This window comes from Kineosporiaceae bacterium, from assembly GCA_016713225.1.
In the GTDB taxonomy this organism is placed as follows: Bacteria; Actinomycetota; Actinomycetes; order Actinomycetales; family Kineosporiaceae; genus JADJPO01.
Genome location: JADJPO010000011.1, coordinates 272,867 through 291,294 on the forward strand (window position 1 = coordinate 272,867; position 18,428 = coordinate 291,294).

Genomic DNA, 18,428 nt, shown 5'->3' on the forward strand with positions numbered 1-18,428 from the left:
TCTCACTCCCAGAAGTAGCCAGGCTCGACAGTGGTGGCGTTTGCACTCGTATCGAACTCCAGCCGATACGAATGCCCAACGTAGGCGGCGATGCGGTCGTAGGCCTGCTCGTCGATCTCAGTGTCCGTCGACAAGAGGATCACCTGGTGACTGGCGTGCGGGAAATAGCGCTTCAGGAGGTGCTCACGGTGGGAGCCGTCGAGTCGTCCCAGCGGAGTGTCGATGACTATCGGGAGCGGTTGTCCAGCCGCTCGGGCGAGCCCCCATAGCATCGCGACCGCGAGCAGCTGCCGTTCCCCCGCCGACAGCTCCTGAGACGGAAGCGGTCGCCCGTCGATTCCGGTCAACTCGACGGTGTACGAGTCGGGGTCGATACGCACGCCCGTGACGAGCTTCTCCTTGCGGAGAAGCTGGGCCAACGCCTCAAGTATCAGCTCGGAGATGCGGTCGAGGTGACGGCGAGTCGCCGCACCGCGCAGCCCTTCCAGCGTCGTCCGAACCCGGTCGATGTGCTCTACGAGGCGGCGGTCATCGTCTGCGGCCAAATTGGCTTGGGCTGCCTTGTCCATCGCCGATTCATAGGCGGCATCTGCGCGAGCACGATCATGGCGCAGCATCAGGAGCCGCTCGTCTGCATGAGACGTGGCAGCCTGCAGCCGAAGCAGCTCGGCGGACGCTTCGGCACGGGCTGATTGCAGCGGCGCGAGTGATTCTGGGTCTGGAATGGCGACCACGATGCGTTCAGCCTGATCGAGCCTAGCGTGTGTCGATTGCTGGAGTTCCACCAGGCCACGCAAGCGACGCGCCGCAGCCGGCAGCGTGGAGGCCGTTAGGAGGCCGACGACTCCCGGATCAGCCAACCCTGTGACGTCAGTGATTGCGGCGGCCGCGTCCCGTTCGGTACGGTCAGCGGCCAGGAACTGCTCGATGCTCGCGATCGTCGCTGCGCGGACCCTTGAGGCCCTGAGCTGCTCCAGAAGGGCCGCGTCGCGACCGGCGACCACCGCAACCACAACACGCTCGCGACTCGCCGTCGCCTCCAACTGTGCCTGCTCTTGGAGCCCAGCAAGCAACGCGGTGACCTGGAGGAGAGGTGCCGCTTCAGCCATCTCCTCACGCAGCTCGTCCTCGATCCGAGCGTGCTCGCTCCGGAGCATGGCGAGACTTGTTTCAGCGGACTCTCGTTGCTCCAGCAAGTCACCGCCAGCCGACCGGTATTGTTCGGTCAGTTCAAAGTGCCGCTTCTCGGCCCGCTCGAGCTGAACGCGCAGGCTGGCCGCAGCATCGGAGGCGGACTCCTCGGCCTGTCGGATGGCTGTGACGGTCTGCTGACGTTCCTGGACACTCTCGCGTAGCGCGTCAGGGACGTGCTCGCTGCGGTGGCGCCTGCGTAGCACAGCGAGATCCGTGGTCAGGCGCTCCACGAGATCGAGACCGAGCAGAGCAGCAAGCGCAGATCCGAGGACCTGGCGAGACCGGTCCATATCCGCCAGGGCCTCGATCTGCTCTCCGTCGAAGAAGAACAGACCGGCGATCCCCCGCGGCAGGAACGTCTCGACGTGTTCGTTCCACGTCGATGTCAGAGCGGGCTGAGGCTTCCCATTGACGTTGATCAGGAGAATCTCCCTGATCGATGCCCCGGTGCTACGCCAACTGCGCCGCACCCAGTACTGCAGTTCGGTGCCCTCCTGATGGGCGTGGAAGCGCAACTCGACGGCGGCCCCCTCGCTCTCTGGCACGCCCCGATGGATCAGGCCGCGCAGGTAGTTGTCGTAGCTGCCTGAGCGTCGGCCCGAGAGCTGCGCAAGCGAGCCATACAGGGCCAGATGAATAGCCTCTAGCACGGTCGTCTTACCCGCACCGTTAAGCCCACCGATGAGGACGATCGGCTTCTTGGCCGATGGCGGCGTCAGCTTGATGCGGTGGTGCCCAGCGAAGGTGCCGACGTTGTGCAGGGCAAGTTCGTCCAGGATCACGGCGTGACCTCCACATCCACCAGCTTGATGAACCCGTCAGCCAGGTCGAGCGGGTCCGGTTCAGTCTCGTCCTCGGCGGGCGGCGTCCGGTCCATGGCCGACCGGCGGTAATGCGCCCGGGCAGTCGCATCGGCCTCGTCGTCGTAAAAGCCGCGCTTGAACGCCTTCTCCAGCGAGTCGAAGAGGCCAGCTCGACGCGCTTGAGCACGGTGGCGCTGCTCGATGTCGAGCAGCTCTCTGACCAGCTCGAAGTGCAGACGATCGTCACCGACGACGCTGCGAAGCACCTCAACCGTCTCGGGTCCGAGGGGTAGGTGCTCATCGAGGGCACGACCTGGATACGGCTCGCCCATCGCTGCGGCATAGATGCCGGGCAGGTGGTCTTCGAACTCATGCTTGTCGACCACCCACAGGCGCCGGATCTCCTCGAGCTCAGCCAGTGTGACGAGCTCGAGCCGGTTGACGTAATCCGGCCCGTTCGTACGTATCCAGGCCTGGGCCTCCAACAGCCGGCGAAGCCAGTCCTCGCGCGCATCTTGGGTGTACGGACCGGGGATGGGACGGTCGTGGAAGAGCTGAACCGAGCCGTTCATACGCCGGAAATCACGCAGGTGCCGATCATCCGCGACATCGAGCGCGTTGCGCAGGTCGAGGAGCGGCAGCATCCACTCCTTCTCCTCATCGTTCTGGATCATGGCCGACATGGACTTGTCCTTGTCGACGAGCGTGCAGGTCCAGCACCCGAACCGGCTGTCACCGCAGCTCGGCGTCGTGGCATCCACGACCAGCGGGCACTCACCGTCGGGCGATGCTCCCTGATACATGGTGAGCAGCTCCTTGTTGGAGTAGCCCCACGGGTTGGGGCTCTGCATCAGGAAGGTCCACACATCGTCGTTGGACCAGTTCTCCACCGGCGAGTACACGAGACAGTTCGGCAGTGCGTCATTGGGACTCAGGAGGTCCCGGACCCGACGCGACTCCAGCTCGGTCATGCGATGCGAACGACCTGAGCTCTCGGCCTTGCGGGTGCCGAGCACCAAGATGGCCTCGCCGTGCGAGCGCACCATATCGCGAATGAAGGTGTTCGACGGCTTGATCTTGAGGCGCTCGGTGCACCAACGGAACTTCGGCCGAGGAGCTGGGTATCCCCTGCCGATGAGGTTGACCCAGAACGTGTCGGTCACCGCGGGAGTCAGACGATGCGGCTTGATGGGCAGTCCCTGGCTGGTGGCTGCCACTTCTAGCACGTCGAGTGAGTGAGTGACCCAGGCAGCGACGACCGGGTTCTCGACCAATGTGTCCGTGCTGATGACATGCACTTGCTTGGAGCGCTGTTCTGGAGCCAGCTCAGCGAGGGCCATCCACACGAGTTGCAGGACAGCGGTGGAATCCTTGCCGCCTGAGTAGCCCACGACCCAAGGAACGGTGTCGGCGAAGTAGAGCGCCTGGGTCTGCGCCACGAGGGCGTCGATCGTGCCCGCGAAGCCCGCCTCGTCGAACGCTGAGCGGATGCGGGGACGGATCGGCAGCTCGCGGATCATTTCTCTCCTCGGTTGAACGCGTCTTCGGCTCGCTGCTCTTCGGGAGGCAGCGGCATCCCCAAGGCCGTACGGATGGCGGCGGTCGTGAGCAGCACGTTGGCAGCGCTCTTGCTGACCTTGCCGCCGAGGATGGCGCGACCCTCCCACGTGGTGGCGTTGGCACGATGCCAGTCCAGGTCACGCAGCTTCCCAAGCGTGCGTTGCCACGTGACGGGCGGCTTCTTGGCGACCAGCAAGCTGTTCCCGACCTTGCCGAGCGCGTGCAGGACGATTCCATGGCTATGGATGAAGTCGCGGCGGATCTCGCCGGCACTCACCTGGCGGTTGTGTACCTGATGCCACTCGGGGAACTGGTCAGCAACCAGGTGCCAAAATTCAGTGGCGAGGTCGACGCGCCGCTCAAGCGAGTCCGGCTCGACGCCTTCGAGCAGCGCCTTGTCGGCGTTGTAGAAGGCGGAAAGCGTGAACAACTTGCGGGAGCGCGCCGCCAGGTTGCTCGTCTCCAGCTCGGTGAGGTCGTTGAAGAAGGTGGAGCGGAAGATCACGAGCTTGGCGATAGCCGACATCTCATCGCGGTGGTCATAGAGCACACCGATCGACTTGGACGGCCGGATGGCGTACCGGTTGAGGTCGGCGAACATCTGCTGGCACCGATCCAGGCCGACATCGAGGAACATGACGATGGCGATGCTCTCGTCGCCCAGCTCAGGGTTGTCGACCAGGGCCTGCTGGATAGCCGCACGGCGGTGCTGGCCATCGTTGATCACAAACTTGGCCGACATCGGGATCTTGAGCGTGCCGACCCGATCGGCAGGGCCTCCCCCACTCCCGATCGGTTCGAAGTCGACCTCGGCATCCACCGAGGCTGTTAACGCCGAGAAGACATAGCTGTCCGAATTGTCGAGGATGTAGCGCGTCATCTCAGGGATGCGGGCCTTGTTGAGGCTTCGCTGCGCGCGCATCTCGGGCACAAGCTCCTCCTCGTCGAAGACGAAGAGTCGGGGTATGAGCCGGAGCGGGCACATCGTCACGTAGTACTCGCGACCGGCCTGCACGCCACGGATGGCCGGGAACACATACTCGAACATGCCGGACCGGGAACGAGGTCGGGCATCCGTCAGGTTCTTATCGATCTTGGTTTGCGCCACCATCTACCCTTACCAGCCTCCGGCCCCGTACGGAAGGGGAGATCCGTACACTGGTCCGCGATTCTCCATACTCATGTCCGAACCTACGCGTAGGATCCTGGTCATGACGGTAGCGACACCCTCCGACGTTCTCCCCCCGGACGCCACCCGGACGGGACCGGAGCGGCCGATCTACCTGGACTGCAACGCCACAACGCCGGTCGATCCGCGCATCCAGGCGGAGGTACTGACCTACCTGGCGCTGGAGTTCGGCAACGCCGGCAGCCGGACGCACATCTACGGTCAGTCTGCAAAGGAGCGGGTTAACCGGGCGCGTCAGGTGGTGGCTGACGTCGTGGGCGCCGAGCCCACGGAAGTGATCTTCACCAGCGGCGCCACCGAAAGTGACAACCTAGCGATCCTGGGCCTGGCCGCACATGGCCTCAAGACCGGACGTCGGCACATCATTAGTAGCCAGATCGAGCACAAGGCGGTGCTAGAGCCGCTTGAGGAGCTGGGGCGGCGAGGGTTCGACGTCACGCTATTGCCCCCGACAACCGGCGGTTGGGTCGACTCCCATGCCGTTCAGGCGGCACTGCGTCCCGACACGTTGCTGGTATCGATCATGGCTGTCAACAACGAGACGGGAGTCATCCAGCCTCTAGACGAGATCGCTGCCGTGCTCGCCCATCACGAGGCGTACCTGCATGTAGACGCCGCGCAGGCCTTCGGCAAGCTCATTGAGCCACTGCGGGATCCACGCATCGACTTCTTAAGCATCTCGGGACACAAGATCTATGCGCCCAAAGGCATCGGCGCGCTCGTCGCTCGCCGACGCGGCTACACCAGGGCTCCACTACAGCCTCTGATGTATGGCGGCGGTCAAGAGCGGGGATTACGTCCGGGGACCCTTCCCGTGCCGCTCATCGCCGCCTTGGGGTTGGCGGCACGATTGGCACTCGACGAGCACAATGCGTGGGCGCAGCGGTGCGAAGAGATCAAACTCGAAGCACTCAACGGACTCGCCCCGCTCGAGATCACTATGAATGGAGACCCAGCCCGAACGATTGCCAACACGATCAACTTATCGGTGCGTGGAGTTGATTCGGAGGCAGCAATCGTTGCACTCAAGGAAGTTATCGCGATTTCTAACGGCTCAGCCTGTACTTCTCAGAGTTACGAGCCGAGCCACGTATTGACATCCGCTAACCTGCCCGAAGACCAGGTTGCCGGAGCCCTCAGACTCTCGTGGAGTCACCTCACTCCCGCAGTGCCGTGGAGCCTTGTATCCGAACGGCTGAAGCGGCTAGTTCCCGATTCTGGTGGCGATAGGGGCTAGATGGTGACCTTGCATGTGGTCAGAGTTGGTTGGCCGGTGAAACGTGGACTGGAATGCCATTGAGGGTGTAGGCATTCGCTCTGAAGGGTGGACGAGATACGTCGTTGCTTAGCGGGTCTGTAGGCTAACGCTGTTTCCGGCCCGATACGCGGTCGGGGTTTTTGGGAGTATCCGCCACAACGCATCAAGATGTGCCCAACTCCAGTTTGAATCTGTCCAGGGTCCACGTCTCAAATGGAACCCCCAACAGGGCATCGACCTCAGCGACCAGGATCGGGTGCGCGACGCCGCCGGAGCTCCAGTCCGGCTTAGTGTCTTCTGTAATTAGGACCACTGAATCGAACTCATCACCTCCAGTTCGAGCCTCTAACAAGCCCAGAAGGAAGTCCGCCCAGACGAAGAAGTCACCGTCGCCAGCGTCCTTGAAGCCCGGCGGCGTCTTGGTGCTGTTCCGGATCTGCACCAGGCGCTCGAACCTGCTCCGCGGAGCATATGAAACAACCGCCTTGATCTCAAGCATCGACCACAGCTCTGCAAATCGCTTGGCGGTCTTGGGGTCATAAAGGTATCCATATCGACGCTCAAACTTCGCGAAGAAGTTCACCGAACCGGTCGTGAATATCGTCGGCAACCTCAGTCTTAGGAAGTTCTTTCGCGAGTTCGTCATACTTTCTCTGGACTGACCGCGAGACTGTGTCAATCACCGAGATGGTGTTGTTCCAGAACTCTTGGACAACTTGACCCGGAAGTACTAGGGGTCCGAGGTGAGAGGTTGCGAGATAATCCCTCAAGTCTGTGGTCTTGGATTCGGCCCTGGCCATTCTAAGAATGATGTTGGTGTCGAGCCCGAACGCCGTATGGGAGAGGTCGCTAGATTTGAACACGACGGTGTTGCGGCGAGCGAGCGATAACCGCAGCGCTTTAATCGATGGTATCGGTTCAGATCGATCCAAGACGCGCTCAAGTCGGTCGATGTTGGAGTCAGCGTTAGGCGAGCCTGGCGCCTCAGGAGGCTGTTCAGTACCAGACATCGGCTGCCGAATTCGCTGCTTGCCGTCCCAAGTCAGCCACGGTCTCAGCGTCCCATTCCTCGACCTGAGCCATTTGAGCGACCCACTCGCCTTCGACTCCCGTGGGAAGAAGCAGGTCTCGCGCTCCAGCCCAGGTGGACGCTTCCTTTGGCCGGCGGTAGGAAGTGCTGAGGAAGGTGTTTCCTATGGTGGAACCCCAGTACGCTAGGTCATCTTCATCGAAGCCTGGCCAGCCGGTCGCACTGCGAGGTCTTACCAGATGCAGAACGCCGGTCATCTCCGGCGTGATTGACCCTTGCACGAATGATCGTCGCAGAAACTGGAGCGTGCTCTTGTTGAAGGACCGCTTGCGCAGTTGTTCGACAAAGTCATCGCGAGTTGCATCAAGCGCTGACAGTTCGGCGAATGCGACAGGCCAATTCCCGGTGGTGGAGGTAATGTGGGCGGCGTCGCTGAATCGGCGCTCGGCTCCGCTGGTGCCGAGATTGCCTACGACGGCTCGACGGGTCACGACCTTCAGCACCTCCTCCATCGATGAATCGCCAGCCGGGAGCCTCGATGCAGCCATGAGCAAGGGCGCACCGCTGCGACGTTCAGCTCATTGAGCGACTCGAAGATCCGCAATTGAACTGGCGTAGCTGGTCCATCGACGGTGGGGTCAATCATTTGAAGGTAGATTGGCAGCCAATCCTCAAGTTGTTCGAGGAGATCATTGACTGAGGGCGCTTGCGTCGCGCCACGGCGTTGCGCCAAGTAGTCGTACAGGTCTTTCGGGAGAATGTAGCCCGCATGCAAACTGACCACGTGTCGAATGAACTGAACAAAGCTGTTGGAATGACCGGTCGCAAACTGCGAAGAGAGACTCCTCCAACGCTTGTAGTGATCTGAGCGAGACTCCTGAGAGGTTTGACTTAGTAGATAGTTCTTAAGCAAGTCTGCAGTCGTCAGTTCCCGTCCTCGCGTATTGATTACCTCAAAGACTTGGTAGGCAGCGCCTGGATCGGGATGCACGAATACGGCAAAGTATAGTCGATTGGTCAGGAACTGGGTCCACAGACTAAGTCGACGAAAGGGATCGGCAGAAAGATCTTCTTGAACCATGTCCAGCAAGAAGAGATACGACTCGAGTAGACGCGTGGAACTGCTCGGCTGTCGTGGGCGAGGATCGATGGTAGGGACCGTGTCTGAGGCGACGATCCTCTGCAATGTGGCGTTGTCTGAGGGGTCACTCAAGCTGATCCGCTCAACGTAGATGTCCGAGTCGTAGTCGAGAACCTTGAGAAACGTCGACTCGATCTGATCGGCCAAGCCGCGGCGGCTATGCCTAACCGCTTCGCGACGCAAGGCTGCTGCCAACAAGGTGATCGTCAGCAATCTTTGCTGTCCGTCGACAACTTGCATGCGGTTCTCGCCCGCGGTCAGGATGACCAACCCAAGGAAGTACGACTCGTCTCCGAGCCCGGAGCGGAGATCGTTCCAAAACTCGATGTACTCGTCCTTTTGCCATGCGTACTCGCGCTGAAATTCCGGAACCAGGAAGCGCGCGTTGGAGATTAGGGCGCCTGCTGTCGTGGCCGACGCCGTCAGTTGGCTTTGCAGCTGGTCTGCTAACTGTGAGGGCCAAGCAGTGCAGAGAACGGTACCCGAGCCGGGTAGCTCCATGTGCTGTAAGGCCGCCAGTGCGCGTTGCTCGTGTCTGGACTACTGATAGATCCGCGGTCGCTGAGCGTGGCGTGCGGGCCGTCGACGCTGAAATCGTTCACCAGCTGTGCCCGAGTGACCTCGACCTGGCCGTGTTCGCCGTCGTTTAGCGTGCCGATGTTTGCGTCGTTCGGGTTGCCGATGTCGGGGGTGTGAATTGGCCCCGCCGCGGGGGTGCGGCGGGGCCGTTGGTCGGCGGGGTGGTGGCTGGTTCGGCAGGGTGGAGGTGCCGGTCTGGTGGTTTCTGTCAGTCGGTGGTGATCTCGGTTATGGCTGTGCGGGTGGCGTTCTCGTCGACGATTGCTTTCCCTGCGGCGTAGGTCGAGGTGAGGGCGTGGACGGCGAGGTTGTTCACGGCGCGGGGGTAGCCGCGGCTGGTCTGGTGGATCAGGGTGATCGCGTCGTCGGAGAACAGGGTGTCCTTGCGTCCGGCGAGGGCGAGGTGGTGGGCGAGGTAGTGCCCGGTCTCGGTTGGGGTCATGGGTGGCATCGAGTAGCGCAGGCCGATCCTCTGGTCGAGGGCGGCCAGGACCCCGAGTTTCATCCGTCGCCGGAGGGTCGGCTGGCCCACGAGCAGGGCAGCGAACGGTGAGGTGGAGTCCATGTCGTGGTTGGTCAGCATCCGGATCGATTCGAGTTGGGCGTGGTCGAGGAGGTGGGCCTCGTCGATGACCAGGACCGGGGTCCGGCCGCGTTCGGTGGTTTCCCCGGCGAGGGCGTCGCTGGCCTGGGGGATCAGTCCGGCGGCGTGGAAGCGTGGCTCACCGCCGAGGGTGGCAACGATGTGGGAGTAGATGCCGCGGACTCCGACGGCGGGGTTGCCGAGGTAGATGATCGTGTGGCGGGCCTGGTCCAGGCAGGCCAGGGCTGCCCGCACGGCTACGGTCTTCCCGGCGCCGACCTCGCCGGTGATGACGCCCAGGGCTCGTTGGGTGATGCACCAGCTGATCCGGGCGACGGCCTCGGCGTGGGAGGTGTGGCGGTGCAGCATCTGCGGGGCGAGGTCACGTCCGAACGGCATCCGGGTGAAACCGTAGTGGGCTTGAAGTCGTTCGATGCTCACAGCTGCTCCTTGTGGTCGATGCCGGTGACCGGTTCGGGATCGACAGGCAGCAGCCCGGGCAGATCGAGATGTCCGGGAACTTGGACCGGTAGCGCGCAGCCGGGGTGATCGGTGCTCTGAGGGGGTTCGGCCTGCGGTCTCGGATCCGTTGCGGTGCCTGCCATGTCGGGCAGCCCCGGCAATGGTTGATCCGGGCTGGTCGGGCTGGTCGGGCTGGTCGGGCTGGTGAGGGCGGTGTAGTTCACGCCGGCGGCGAGGTGTTCTTCGTGTCTGGTGACGATCAGGTCCAGGTAGTTGATCCCAGACGGTGCGGGCGGGACGCCCTGTTCGATGAGGTCGTTCTCGGCTCGGGCTCGGGGGTGGGAGTGACGGGCGATCCGATAAGGGACCGCCAGGCCCATCGGGCGGCCTTGATGGCGGACCTGGATGCGGGTCAGGTCGAAGGGGTCGAATACGAGTTCGACCTTCCGCCCGATGAGGGCGTCTTCGACCTGGTAGGTGTTGGAGTGCAGGGACACGGTGGCGTTCTTGCGGACGGTGCGCTGTGTTTCCCAGAGGAACGCCTCGCTCAACGCTTCGGCTGAGGGCTGCGCCGGAAGGCTCTGTGCCCAGCCGGCGGCCCATCGCCCCAGCGGGGTCTGACCGGTCTCGGAGTGCCAGGCCCGGTGATACACCTGCTCGAGCCAGGCCCCGAACAACCGGTTCAGCTCCAGCAGCCCCGCCACCGGATCAGCCACCGGATCGGCGCCCGGACCTGCGCTGCTGGTGAGGGCTTCGGCGGTGGCGCCGATCTCGACGAGGAACTGCTCGTTCACGGTCCGGAAGAACCGTTCGATCTTTCCCCGGCCTTGGGGACGGCCTGGGGTGGAGTGAGTCGAGACTGTGCGGGCAACGGTGTAACCGGCGGTTGTTGATCTAGAGGTTAGCGGTGGGCATGCGGTCGGCGAAGACGATCGCCAGGACGTTCAGGACGGGCTTCCAGCGGGTCATCCAGCGCTGTTGTCCGGTGCCCTTGGGGTCCAGGCTGCGGGTGGTCAGGTACAGGGTCTTCAGGGCAGCGTTCTCGCTGGGGAAATGACCCCTGGCATCCACGGCCCGCCGGTAGCGGGCATTCAGCGACTCGATCGCGTTCGTGGAACACAACACCCGACGGATCTCGATGTCGTAGTCGAGAAACGGAATGAATTGTTCCCACGCGTTGCGCCACAATTTCGGGATCGCGGGGTATGTCTTTCCCATTTCTCCTCCAGGGACTCGAACGCCGCCCACGCTGCTTTCGCGTTCGGGGCGGTGTGAGATGTCCTTGACGTCCTTGGCCAGTTCACCCCAGTACCGTTTGGAGGCGTACTTGAACGTGTTCCGGATCAAATGGATGATGCAGGTCTGCACGACCGTGTCGGGGAAGACGACCCCACCGAGTCGGGCATGCCTTTCAGGCCGTCACAGACCAGGTAGAAGATGTCGACCACGCCCCGGTTCTTCAGCTCGGTCAGGATGCCCAGCCAGAACTTCGCCGACTCCCCGTGCCCGGGCGTGCCGGCCCACAGGCCCAGGACATCCCGACGGCCGCGCAGGTCCACCCCGATCGCGGCGTAGAAGGGCCGGTTGGCGACCTGCCCGTCACGGACCTTCACGTGGATCGCGTCCACGAACACCGCCACGTAGTGGGAGGCCAGTGGCCGACTCGACCACTCGGTCATCTCCTCGATGACCCGCTCGGTGATCGTCGAGACGACGCTCTTGGCGATACTGGCGCCGTAGACCTCCGCGAAGTGTGCGCTGATCTCACCGGTGGTCAACCCCCGTGAATACAGCGACAACACGACGGCGTCGACATCACCCAGGCGCCGCTGCCGTTTCGCGACGATCACCGGTTCGAAACTGCCCGCCCGGTCCCGGGGGACCTCGATCTCGACCGGACCGACATTGTCGGTGAGCACCGTCTTGCCCCGCCGACCGTTGCGGGAATTCCCGCCGTCACGGCCCTCGACGGCGTGTTTCTCATAACCCAGGTGCGCGGTCATCTCCTCATCGAGCGCGGTCTCCAGCACCGTCTTCGTCATGATCTTCAACAAGCCGTCCGGCCCGGTCAATGCCAGACCACGATCCGTGGCCGACTTCACCATCTCGCGGATCGCCGCCCGTTCGGCCTCGCCAGGCTTGCTGAAGGTCTTGTCGATCGTTCGTCCCAGGTCAGTCACGTCCTGGATCATCTCGGTCATCATCGGACCTTCCCGGCAGACACACTGGTCCACCCATCAGGCCGGTTACACCGAAGCTCGAACAGACCCTGGTCGGGATCTTCCCCAACGAAGCCGCCGTGATCCGCCTGGTCGGCGCCGTCCTGGCCGACACCCACGACGAATGGCAAGTCCACGACCGCCGCTACTTCTCCGAAACCTCCATGGCATTGCTCGACCCAGACCGCGATACTGAACCCGCCGCCATCACCAGCGGCCCGTGAGCACCGAGGACCCTGTCCTCAAAGCCCACCACCCCGCGGGGCTCTTTCCCAGCTCAAAGCATGATCACCAGACCCGACTTGGCTCAGGCTAGTGTCGTCCGGTTGAGTTGATCTTGGTGATGATGTCGCGGATCTCGTGCGGGAGGGGGTCTTCGGGGGTGATGGTGTGGGCGCCGGCCTGGATGGTGATGGTGCGGTAGCGCCGCAGGGTCCGCACGAACTTCTTGATCGACCAGTCGGTGGTGGTCTCGATCCAGTGGGAGATGGCCAGGGCGGCGAACACGATGGTCAGGTGGGCTTGATCGATTCCTTCTTGTGGTGGTAGATCGGTCGGGCTGCCAGGTCGTGCTTGGACATGCGGGAAGGCCTTCTCGATCAGGTAGAGCTGGTGGTAGGCGCCGATCACGAAGTCGGCGGTGATCGCGGTGCCGTCGGGGCAGGCGGCCAGGTTGGTGACGTAGCCCTTGATCCCGGCCAGGGACCGGCCCTGGTTTCCAGGGCGCGGTTGAGCTCTTGTCGGCGCCGGTGAGTTTGACGAACCGGTTCCGTTTGATGGCGGTCTTGCCGGCTCCTGGTTGGCCGCGGAGATCATCCCGGCGTCGGCGACCACCGTCACGTCCCGGAGTTGGTGAGCGCGCATGAAGGCCTCGATGACCGGGAGCATGGTGGCCTTCTCCGCCTTGTTGCCCTCGAACGCGTTGACCGCCAACGGGAATCCCGATGCGTCGGTGAGCAGGCCGATCGTGATCTGTGGTTCCAGGCGGCGTTCCTTGGAGAACCCCGACTCGCGGAACCCGTCACCGGCATCGGTCTCGAAATACAGGGTGGACACGTCGAACAGGACCAGGCTGGCCGGACCCAGCCCGGCATGGGCGGCGCATGCCGCGGACAGCTTCTGCTGCCAGGACGCCTTGGCATACACCGGAAGTCGCCGCTTCAACGTCGCATAGGGCGTGTCATGAAGATCGTGTAAGCCGGCGGTGACCAGGATCGGCCTGGGGTTGTCCCGGGTCGGAGAGGAACATCGCATGGTGCGGAAAGTTGTGGTTGTCGATCAGGACGAGTCGGAGGCGGCGCGTGAGGCGTCGGCGAGGATTTCGGGGGCGTTTTCGCCGACGATGATCGATTCGTTGTTGGAGCGGGCGGAGGAGTCCGGGACGCCGTTGGATGGTCCTGGTGGGTTGCTCGCCCAGATGACCAAGGCGGTGTTGGAGCGGGCGTTGGGTGCGGAGATGACCTCGCATCTGGGGTATGAGCCTGGTGACCCGGATGGTGTGGGCACAGGGAATTCTCGGAACGGGTCGGGCCGTAAGACGGTGTCGACGGTGCACGGTCCGGTGCAGATCGCTGTTCCGCGGGACCGGAATGGGTCGTTCGAGCCGCAGATCGTCGCCAAGCATGCTCGCCGGTTGGGGAATGTCAACGACATGATCTTGTCGTTGTATTCGCGGGGCATGACGACTCGTGACATCGAGGCCCACCTGCTCGAGGTGTACGGGGTGAATGCGTCTCGGGAGTTGATCTCGAATGTCACCGATGTCGTGGTCGATGAGATCAAGTTGTGGCAGTCCCGGCCGGTCGATGAGGTGTATCCGATCGTCTATGTCGACGGTCTGCGTCTGAAGATCAAGGACAACGGTCTGGTCACCGTGAAGGTGGCTTACCTGGTCATCGGGGTGGACGTCGAGGGCCGCAAGCACGCCCTGGGCCTGTGGATCGCGGACAGTGAGGGCGCCAAGTTCTGGCAGAAGGTCATCACCGACCTGCGCAACCGGGGCCTGAGGGACATCCTGGTGGCCTGCTGCGACGGGCTGACCGGCCTGCCCGACGCGATCCGGTCGGCGTTCCCGGACACCACGGTTCAGACGTGTGTGGTGCACGTGATCCGTAATGCGATGAAGTTCGTCTCCTACGGCGACCGCAAGAAGCTCGCCACGAGCATGCGGGCCATCTACACCGCACCCGGCGTCGATGCCGCCGAGCTCGCGTTGGCGGCATTCGAGGAAAAGTTCGGCCCGCAGTATCCCGGTGCCGTCCAGGTATGGAAGAACGCGTGGAGCGATTTCATTCCGTTTCTGGACTACCCGGCCGAACTGCGCCTGATCGTGTATACGACGAACGCGATCGAATCCATCAACTTCCAATTGAGGAAGATCACCAAGAACAGGGGGCATTTCAACGACACCGATGCTGCCATGAAACTGCTCTACCTCGGACTACGCAACATTTCCTCGCATCGGGGAGGTGAGTCAGGGACCGGGACCCATGGCTGGACCAAGGCATTGAATACATTGGCGACACTGTTCCCCGGACGTTTGCCGATGTGATAGCGTCAGTCCTGAACGTGAAGATCAGCTGAGGAATTCATCGCTGGCTTACACGAAAATCCTGACGGGCTCGTCGCATACGACGCGGGCGGCACACCCGCCTGCTCCAACACCCGGGCCGCGTCGAGCTTGCTGGTCGGCTCGATGATCCGGGCCAGCACCAGATCCCGGAACACCCGTCCCCACCGGCCGCGGCATCGAACCCCAGGACCTGGTAGGCACGACTCAACGCCTCCCACAGATACCCCATCCGCGAGGCCGTGATCGGCAACGGAGCACCCCGACCAGCAGACCCACCCTCCAGGCCGAGGTCGAGCTCACCCTGCCCGGCCGCCACCTGCTGCCACGCCGCGGCCTTCAACACCTCCCACTCGGCATCGGTGTGCGCCGACCCGACATGAGTGATCTCCCGCGACCCCCGCCGCGACGAGTGCACGATCTGCACCGCCCGCGCACCCGAAGACGTCCGCACCGTCCGAACGTAAGGAGACACCCACCGAGCCTACGACCCACACCCCCCGGCTAGTGCACACCAAACCCATGATCAATCAACGTCGCCGCAGGTCACAGCCCCGCAACACACCAAGATCACCAAACGTGAGCCAAGTCGGGTCAAAGCCCACCACCCCGCGGGGCTCTTTCCCAGCTCAAAGCATGATCACCAGACTTTGCCTCAGCCCTGGTGGCCGACCCACGTCACGCACCAACACGAACCAAACCAGCAGGCCACAACATGATCAACAGCCAAGTGTCGCTGCCGTACTAGAGGGAACGCCCTGATACCTCGGCCTCTGCGACGGCCAGGCCATTCACTTCGGCAAAGTGCATTCGGAGCAGAATGAGCAACTCCGGAACCATCTCCTCGACCGGGAAAGTCCCAATAATGTCCCGGCACAAGCGGGCCACAGCCGGACTGCGGCTGTCAGCCAACAGAGGCACCAACACCTCCAGCAGTTCGCTGACCTCTTCAATGCGGCCGTATGGAAGAGTCCCTCCCGGCTCTAGCATCATGGCGAGGAGTCCGGAGGAGGCCCGGCGGAGGACGTCCTTGATTTCGGCGTGAGATTTCGCTGCTGGTTGGTCACGGCCTATTGGCGAATAGGGATTCCCCGCTTCGCCACAACCCATGGTGATTTCCCTCGCCACGATCTCGCCGACATAGGGAGCAAGTAGCACGCCGTTGCGGTAGGTGCCGGTAGCCACCACAAGCCCTGGCATCGCCGTCACTCCGACCAGCGGGTTGCCATCGGCACTCAGCGGGCGGCAGCCCGACTGGACGGAAACGATGTCGGCGTGAGTAAGCCTCGTATCCAATTGTCGGATTGCCGTCTCGATAAGGTAGTGAACCTCGCCAACCGCTGCCGCACCGGTTGCTCCGGCCACGCTGGCCACACGGTTGGTGGCGCCCAAATATACAAGCGAGCCCGCCCGCGGAACCAAGTGAACACCGCAGGCGAATTCGCGGTTGGGAGTACGGACAACGTGCGGCAATGCGTTGCGTGATCTCAGTACGAGGCTGGTGACCTTACCCTCTAGGAGTGGCAGGACTGCCTGAGCCGCTTCCGGCACAGTGGCCAAGAGACTCGTACTAGCCACCCCGGCGGCTATCACCGTCCAACGGGCGTCGAGCGAGGTGCCGGTCGTGTCGACACCGGCGATCCGGCCATCGGACACTCGCAGCGTGCGAGCAGCCTCACCGACGATGTTGACTGAGGAGTGCGCCGTGAGCTCGGCCCACAGTGCGTCCATCACCTGCCCAACGTCTACCGAACCCTCCCTGGGCAGCCAGAGCGCGTCCAACAGCGGCGTGTCATGCGCGGGACGCAAATAGTCGACAACGTCCCCCGCGACCGCCTCCCACTGCTCCCCGTAGTGAGCCAGCGCGGCACTCATGGCGACGAGATTCGCCCGATCGAGCCTACTAGCGACGCTTGCTACAACCAAGGTCCCAGGTGTCATTGGAGGTGTCACCTGGGACTGTGTGAGGGAGGTGAGCCAGTCAGAGTACATCCGAGCCGCTCGTACTCGGCCCTCCAACGCACCATCAGTAGCTGGGTCCGCTCCCCCAGACGTGACCTCGCCGAAGGCACCAAGCATCGCTCCGGACGCCCCTGTCGCGGCCCTCAGATCTGGTCCGGGGTCAAGGAGCGTCACCTTCATGCCAGCACGGGCCGTAGCTAAAGCGCAGGCCCGTCCTACGATGCCGCCCCCGACGATGACAACGTCACAAGTCAACATCGGAAACCTCCAGAGCTGGCCCTTCCGGCACCCCGCGGTCCGGCGCCAGAACGCCCTCCCGAATACGCCCCCTGGTGAGCGGCGACCTACAACTATCAGCCGGGATCAAGGCTAGACTAACCGGGCAAGGTTGTGAATGCCCGATTTCGATCGGGCTCAGACCTTCACCGCCCGCCCGTGATCAGGCCCAACCAGCGAACGAGGTGCTGGTCCAGTCGACGTACCGGGAGACTGTCGAACACCCGCCCATCCGCATGACGTACCTGAGGAACCGGCTCTAACCGTCGTCGAATGAGTTCGCGCTTGTCCAGGCCGTCGGCGGGCTCAGTGATCAATGCCTTCTCTAGCCCTTCGATGTCTCCGGACCACATTTTGAAGGCGCTTGAGGCAATCGTGGGCAAAGTCATCACAATGCCACCAGCAGCGATTATCTCAGGGGCTCGCTGTCTCAGCAGATCCACGTACCGGTCAAAATGTGCCGACGGGTGTAGGTGGTGGATGAGATGGTAATTATCGAAGTACGTCCAGTCCCGGCCAGAGGTACCATCCGCATTACTTGCATTAAGCACCACCTGTCGATCCGACACTTCGCGCCAGGCTGCCTCGTTCGCCACCCACAAGATGGTGTTGCCGAGCGGGTCCTCCGGATTATTCGCGTCAGGCAGCCCATGCCATTTGTACTGTGACTTGGCTTGGTCGAGCCCGTGTAGCATCGCGAAAAGGGGAAGGAGAACACCCAAGGGTCGATCCAAAGCAAGTAGAACGCCGACGATAAGCCAGTAGCCGGCGGCGTTGAGAAACGCTAACCTACGCCATCGCCACGACAGGCGCCGCTCGGTGACCAGAGCCAAGCCGGTCATGTCCGCTAACATCACGAACATAGCGAACCAGCTGAACTCAACCAGGCTGGTGCGTCGAAACGGCATCGGGGAGTACGGATCGCCAGGACCACTATCGTAACGATGGTGCAGACGCATGTGCTCGATTTCATACAGACGTGGCACGTAGCCATTGAGGGGACCTACAATGTAGTTCATGGCAAAGTTTACGAATGCCGAAGCGGACGGCCTGTTCCGCACAAGAAGGCTTCGGGTATGCATATGCCAATGCACGACCGCTTCGAAGTCATACATGTCCAGCGCGTAAGCCAAGTATCGCAGCGGGTAAAGTGCTGCAAGTATCGCGGCGGTCGGCTCACGCCACGATACGACGGCGGTGACGATAATCGGGGCTATCGCGTAGATGAGGTGAACTTCCAGCAGGCGGTGTAAACGGATGTCTGAATCGCGCCGCCCGCGCCAGGATGCCCGCCAGATAATCGGCCTCGGAACCGCTGCAGCCGATGTCTGCATCGAGCGCACGTACAGTCCAGCACAGTATGCCTCGACGGTTAGAACGCCCAACAAAAACCATACGGCGAGTGACACCATCCGGGGCGCGGGTGGGGTGATGGCAAGCCAAACGGGTAGGGTTAGGGCGTATAGTGGCCAGAGCGGCGCCAAGTGACGCATGGCCCGGGAGTTTGTGACTCTTCCGACAAGAGGGCCGAAAAGCCGGCCAAACCAGTTGTAGTACAGGCTAAGTAGTCCGACGGCGACCAAGAGCGAGAAAACCACGGCTG

The 18,428-nt window shown here is 62.7% G+C and carries 13 protein-coding genes and 4 pseudogenes; 3 read left to right on the forward strand and 14 right to left on the reverse strand.

The features are described 5' to 3' along the window. Positions 1-2: 2 nt before the first annotated feature. From dndD to dndB, 3 genes are read right to left on the reverse strand one after another with little or no spacing between them, the layout of a single operon-like run. The gene (gene dndD / locus IPK24_24000) at positions 3-1,976 is read right to left on the reverse strand and encodes a DNA sulfur modification protein DndD (protein MBK8078524.1); all 1,974 of its coding nucleotides are present in this window, start codon (positions 1,974-1,976) and stop codon (positions 3-5) included. Further along, positions 1,973-3,517 carry a DNA phosphorothioation system sulfurtransferase DndC gene (gene dndC, locus IPK24_24005; GenBank protein MBK8078525.1) on the reverse strand — a complete coding sequence of 515 codons (1,545 nt, stop codon included), beginning with the start codon at positions 3,515-3,517 and terminating at the stop codon, positions 1,973-1,975. Before dndC ends, dndD begins: the two co-directional genes overlap by 4 nt. Continuing rightward, positions 3,514-4,605: a DNA sulfur modification protein DndB gene (gene dndB / locus IPK24_24010; protein ID MBK8078526.1), complete on the reverse strand. Its 1,092-nt coding sequence runs from the start codon at positions 4,603-4,605 to the stop codon at positions 3,514-3,516. The genes dndC and dndB overlap by 4 nt, the downstream gene beginning before the upstream one ends. 163 nt (positions 4,606-4,768) lie before the next feature. Between dndB and dndA the strand changes: the two genes are divergently transcribed. After that, positions 4,769-5,983 carry a cysteine desulfurase DndA gene (gene dndA, locus IPK24_24015; GenBank protein MBK8078527.1) on the forward strand — a complete coding sequence of 405 codons (1,215 nt, stop codon included), beginning with the start codon at positions 4,769-4,771 and terminating at the stop codon, positions 5,981-5,983. A 184-nt stretch (positions 5,984-6,167) separates the two neighbouring features. Here dndA and IPK24_24020 read toward each other — a convergent pair whose 3' ends face one another. From IPK24_24020 to IPK24_24050, 7 genes and pseudogenes are all read right to left on the reverse strand, one after another. Continuing rightward, on the reverse strand, positions 6,168-6,587 hold the full coding sequence (locus tag IPK24_24020; protein ID MBK8078528.1) for a hypothetical protein: 420 nt from the start codon (positions 6,585-6,587) through the stop codon (positions 6,168-6,170). Next, positions 6,565-6,804: a hypothetical protein gene (locus IPK24_24025; protein ID MBK8078529.1), complete on the reverse strand. Its 240-nt coding sequence runs from the start codon at positions 6,802-6,804 to the stop codon at positions 6,565-6,567. The genes IPK24_24020 and IPK24_24025 overlap by 23 nt, the downstream gene beginning before the upstream one ends. 196 nt (positions 6,805-7,000) lie before the next feature. Further along, the gene (locus tag IPK24_24030; GenBank protein MBK8078530.1) at positions 7,001-7,546 is read right to left on the reverse strand and encodes a hypothetical protein; all 546 of its coding nucleotides are present in this window, start codon (positions 7,544-7,546) and stop codon (positions 7,001-7,003) included. Continuing rightward, positions 7,531-8,676: a DUF262 domain-containing protein gene (locus IPK24_24035; GenBank protein MBK8078531.1), complete on the reverse strand. Its 1,146-nt coding sequence runs from the start codon at positions 8,674-8,676 to the stop codon at positions 7,531-7,533. Before IPK24_24035 ends, IPK24_24030 begins: the two co-directional genes overlap by 16 nt. Before the next feature lie 286 nt (positions 8,677-8,962). Continuing rightward, complete coding sequence (locus IPK24_24040; protein MBK8078532.1) at positions 8,963-9,736, reverse strand: ExeA family protein; 774 nt, start codon at positions 9,734-9,736, stop codon at positions 8,963-8,965. A gap of 38 nt (positions 9,737-9,774) precedes the next feature. After that, positions 9,775-10,593 carry a Mu transposase C-terminal domain-containing protein gene (locus IPK24_24045; GenBank protein ID MBK8078533.1) on the reverse strand — a complete coding sequence of 273 codons (819 nt, stop codon included), beginning with the start codon at positions 10,591-10,593 and terminating at the stop codon, positions 9,775-9,777. Between the two features lie 100 nt (positions 10,594-10,693). Further along, positions 10,694-11,958: pseudogene (locus tag IPK24_24050) on the reverse strand (IS256 family transposase). A gap of 110 nt (positions 11,959-12,068) precedes the next feature. Here IPK24_24050 and IPK24_24055 point away from each other — a divergent pair. After that, positions 12,069-12,242, forward strand: a pseudogene (locus IPK24_24055) (transposase). 88 nt (positions 12,243-12,330) lie between these two features. Here the strand turns inward: IPK24_24055 and IPK24_24060 are convergent. Further along, positions 12,331-13,191: pseudogene (locus IPK24_24060) on the reverse strand (transposase). Between the two features lie 169 nt (positions 13,192-13,360). Between IPK24_24060 and IPK24_24065 the strand changes: the two are divergent. After that, positions 13,361-14,569, forward strand: a complete 1,209-nt coding sequence (locus tag IPK24_24065) for an IS256 family transposase (GenBank protein MBK8078534.1) — start codon at positions 13,361-13,363, stop codon at positions 14,567-14,569. Between the two features lie 71 nt (positions 14,570-14,640). On the opposite strand, the pseudogene IPK24_24070 reads toward IPK24_24065, so the two are convergent. The 3 genes and pseudogenes from IPK24_24070 to IPK24_24080 form a co-directional block, all read right to left on the reverse strand. Further along, a pseudogene (locus tag IPK24_24070) lies at positions 14,641-15,062 on the reverse strand (IS1634 family transposase). 269 nt (positions 15,063-15,331) lie between these two features. Continuing rightward, positions 15,332-16,807 (reverse strand): FAD-dependent oxidoreductase, encoded by a 1,476-nt coding sequence (locus IPK24_24075; GenBank protein ID MBK8078535.1) that lies wholly within the window; start codon positions 16,805-16,807, stop codon positions 15,332-15,334. Positions 16,808-16,971: 164 nt separating this feature from the next. Further along, the gene (locus tag IPK24_24080; protein ID MBK8078536.1) at positions 16,972-18,168 is read right to left on the reverse strand and encodes a fatty acid desaturase; all 1,197 of its coding nucleotides are present in this window, start codon (positions 18,166-18,168) and stop codon (positions 16,972-16,974) included. Between the last annotated feature and the right edge of the window lie 260 nt (positions 18,169-18,428).

Bases quoted from the DNA above. Each gene is read 5' to 3' on its own strand.
- dndC (MBK8078525.1), bottom strand. From the start codon at position 3,517: ATGATCCGCGAGCTGCCGATCCGTCCCCGCATCCGCTCAGCGTTCGAC.
- dndB (MBK8078526.1), bottom strand. From the start codon at position 4,605: ATGTTCGAGTATGTGTTCCCGGCCATCCGTGGCGTGCAGGCCGGTCGC.
- dndA (MBK8078527.1), top strand. From the start codon at position 4,769: ATGACGGTAGCGACACCCTCCGACGTTCTCCCCCCGGACGCCACCCGG.
- IPK24_24025 (MBK8078529.1), bottom strand. From the start codon at position 6,804: ATGGCCAGGGCCGAATCCAAGACCACAGACTTGAGGGATTATCTCGCA.
- IPK24_24030 (MBK8078530.1), bottom strand. From the start codon at position 7,546: ATGGAGGAGGTGCTGAAGGTCGTGACCCGTCGAGCCGTCGTAGGCAAT.
- IPK24_24035 (MBK8078531.1), bottom strand. From the start codon at position 8,676: ATGGAGCTACCCGGCTCGGGTACCGTTCTCTGCACTGCTTGGCCCTCA.
- IPK24_24040 (MBK8078532.1), bottom strand. From the start codon at position 9,736: ATGCCGTTCGGACGTGACCTCGCCCCGCAGATGCTGCACCGCCACACC.
- IPK24_24065 (MBK8078534.1), top strand. From the start codon at position 13,361: ATGATCGATTCGTTGTTGGAGCGGGCGGAGGAGTCCGGGACGCCGTTG.
- IPK24_24075 (MBK8078535.1), bottom strand. From the start codon at position 16,807: ATGTTGACTTGTGACGTTGTCATCGTCGGGGGCGGCATCGTAGGACGG.